This window comes from uncultured Olegusella sp. (assembly GCF_947253395.1).
Classification (GTDB): domain Bacteria; phylum Actinomycetota; class Coriobacteriia; order Coriobacteriales; family Atopobiaceae; genus Olegusella.
In genome coordinates this window covers 1-3,160 of record NZ_CAMXYY010000145.1, presented here as the reverse complement: position 1 = coordinate 3,160, position 3,160 = coordinate 1, and the positions used below count along the sequence as shown (strand labels likewise).

Here is a 3,160-nt window from a genome sequence, read left to right as displayed (position 1 = left end):
AGAATACAGCGGTGACTGGCCATTCACCTATGCGCACTGCGGCAGGATCTTTACTTACGAGGTAATACGGTATTTTTGACGCTAACGTCAATTTTTCCGAATTTTTTATTCCCACTCTTTCATTGCCGGCAGCTTGGACGTGATGTCGTAGCACACGCGCTTAGCGCTAGGGACCTTGGCCTCCATGCGGCCGGCAAGAACTCACGCACATATCAAATTGGTTGGTTTTAATAGTTATTCGAACGCTCGACTTCAGTCGGGCGTTTCTCATGGTAAACGCAACACTCTAGTGGCTGTCTCTGGAAGGCGTTTTGATGTTTTACCTGCTTGAGATAGATTCCTTTGATGTTTCGATGAGTTTGGAGGCATAGTTCAATAACCCCTCAGAGCTACTTCTCAAGGTTAGCCGAACGGGTGGTTCCTGCACTTGTTGAGGGCATCTTTTCTACCTCACCAAGGGCTCATCTCCTCTCTTGAGGTGGGCTTCATTGATAAGGTGAACTGTCAGGTCAAGTTCATCTATCGGAATCACTTTAACTCCTGGATAGCTAAGTAGTCTGTCTGCAAGATCTTTATGTGAGGCCTTAAGCATCCGGATGGGGCTTAAAGATTCTAAAGAGGGTCTTGGCTCTGAGTTCACATGACTCATCAGAAGTGAGCAGTTCTCAGCGCTAAGAGCATCGAAGCTCATATTTTTATCTTTGGGAAGGATCTTTCTTATCTCAACGTGATTTCTCTCACATCCTGGCTTTTGCCGTGATTGACGTACATCGCGGTAGAAAAGGCGTGATCTTCGTTCACCTTCACATACACAAAAACGCTCAAGTGCTGTGTGATCTGAGAAATCAACTTCGTTGTCGGTAATCATAAGAGCGAAAAGTGTTTGGTAGCCCTCAGATCCCAAGCTGCGCTCTAGCCCATTGAGAGTATCTTTTACCTCACAGGCTCCCTTGTTATCCAAAAGGAATGCAAGTTGAAACCTAAAAGGTCTTAAGTAGAGCGTAAGCAAACACTGGCTGTCGTAAACCTTCCCAACTACCGTATCCATCTCTGAAGCAGCTACGTGCTCCTCCCCAAGAAAGCTCCATGAAGGTAGGAAATGAGCGAGCAAGACCATGGGAAGTGCTCTTCGGTGCCGCTATCTTCTTTCTGGACTTGTATTTGACCTTGCGTCTGAGATTAAGATTGGCCGTATCTGCATTTCCCTTCTCAATCCAGCAATAGGCACTAGCAACACTGACATTTAAGTACATAGAAGGCTATGAACTGCTCAGGGGAAAGACCACGTAAGGGCCTTTCTTTAAGATAAGCCACGATAAGCTCAAAGTCCTGTTAGTTTTTATCTATGCCCTGTCTTGTACAAGAACGCACTCTATCTGAAAGCCTCTGTGCTTTAGCTGAGCTATATTCAGTCTGCCATGCTCTCGAACAGTGATATCTGCGTCTTTTGCATCCATTACACACATAGGATCAGCTCATGAGTCTTAGACATGCGTCGTCAGGAATCTGTGTGACTTTGTCTCCTTTGCCAGGGCTGCGTCTTACTACTCTGTTGGTCTTAAGTTCATATAAGATGGTAGAATAAGACCCCCCAAGCTCTTCTGTAATGTGTCTGCATGATTTAGAAGAAATTTTGTCTAAAGCCTTTTCTATCGCATTCCTATCTGCTTTAGTAGGTCTAAAATTTTTTTGGGTTGCCTCTTGGGCTCATCTTGACCATAAGTAACTCCTTTACATCCACGAGGCGACCTTTTTCACCCCATACTATGGATTTTCAGAGTTGTTCGAAAGTGTTTTGTTGAGCTTGGAAGATTAATCCCGACGTTCGGTTGAGGTTGATAATCAACCGCTTTTTCTGTCCCGTTCTGCTCTTAACATGTATTGGCGTATTTTATTGTGTGATAGAATTGATATGTGTTGAATAGGTTTGAATAGGATTAAGGAGGTCGAATTGTCAAACAAGACGCTCGTGTCAACAAAAGCTGCGGCCGAGCATATTGGCGTGAGCATCTCGACCATATATCGGATGGTAGACAACGGTATACTCACTCCATCCAAAACGCAAGGGGGCCACAGGCGATTTGATGTCGCTCAACTTGACGACTATCTTGCCAATAGTGCCGGAATTGAATCGACGCAGAATCCATCGCAGCCAGCATCCGGTCATGACGTTGTTGAGCAAGCACAACTCGACGAAGAATCAGAACCGAAAGGCGTTGATCCGAGAAATACTCTCAACGATTTGACCGGATCAGAATGGCTTCCCGAGACCAAGTCCTTCTTCTACCAGAAAGGGTTAGGAGCAAAACACCCGCATACTCAGATTGAGAGGCAGCATCCAGCGCCTTATTCGTACCAAGATATTGAGGATCTTGTGACCTTCTTCACTAAGAGCGGCATGCACGTCCTTGATCCATTCGGAGGTGTTGGTTCAACCGCAAAGGCATGTGACCTTAACGATCGTATCTGCACATCGATTGAGCTCTCCAAGAGATGGCATGACCTAGCTATTGCGCGGCTTGAAACCGAGGTTGAGAAGGGTGCTTCTGCGAGGCACGTATTCATCAACGATGATTGCATACATGCCCTCTCTCAGATGGAGACAGGGGCATTCGACTTTATGGTTACCAGTCCACCTTATTGGACGATTCTCAATAAGAAGGCCGATTATAAAGTCAGGGAGAGCCGACTTAAGGAGAATCTGGCGACAAATTACTCTGATAACGATCCTAACGACCTTGCTAATATAGCTGATTACGAAGAGTTCCTTGACACGTTAGTTGACCGCGTTTTTCTCCAATGCGCAAGAGTGCTCCGTGATAAGGGGTACATGTGCATCGTCGTTTCAGATTTCAGGAACAAGTCCGAATTCGTCAGCTTCCACAGTGACTTGATCCAACGCATGAACAGTCGAACCATCAAAGGTGGGGGCACCCTGAAACTGCAGGGAGTAAAAGTGCTCTTGCAGAACCACAAATCCCTTCTTCCTTACGGATATCCCTTCGCATACGTTGAGAACATCCATCATCAATACATTCTCATCTTTAGAAAGTATGCCAACAAGCCCAGGAGAAAGGCTGCTAAGCGTGGTTGAGTTCAATAAAGTCTATAACGTCTGTCTCTTATACACATCTGACGCTGCCGACGAAACCTTATGGGT

At 45.8% G+C, this 3,160-nt stretch carries 3 protein-coding genes; 1 reads left to right on the top strand and 2 read right to left on the bottom strand.

The annotated features are described in order from the left end of the window. Positions 1 to 445: 445 nt before the first annotated feature. Positions 446 to 961: a hypothetical protein gene (locus Q0X25_RS08100; protein ID WP_298581032.1), complete on the bottom strand. Its 516-nt coding sequence runs from the start codon at positions 959 to 961 to the stop codon at positions 446 to 448. 19 nt (positions 962 to 980) lie between these two features. Further along, positions 981 to 1,253: a hypothetical protein gene (locus Q0X25_RS08095; protein WP_298581030.1), complete on the bottom strand. Its 273-nt coding sequence runs from the start codon at positions 1,251 to 1,253 to the stop codon at positions 981 to 983. A gap of 698 nt (positions 1,254 to 1,951) precedes the next feature. Between Q0X25_RS08095 and Q0X25_RS08090 the strand changes: the two genes are divergently transcribed. Further along, positions 1,952 to 3,094: a DNA methyltransferase gene (locus Q0X25_RS08090; RefSeq protein ID WP_298581027.1), complete on the top strand. Its 1,143-nt coding sequence runs from the start codon at positions 1,952 to 1,954 to the stop codon at positions 3,092 to 3,094. Positions 3,095 to 3,160: the final 66 nt, after the last annotated feature.

Excerpts from the sequence above, each read along its gene's own strand:
- Q0X25_RS08095 (WP_298581030.1), bottom strand. The coding sequence starts at position 1,253 with ATGTACTTAAATGTCAGTGTTGCTAGTGCCTATTGCTGGATTGAGAAG.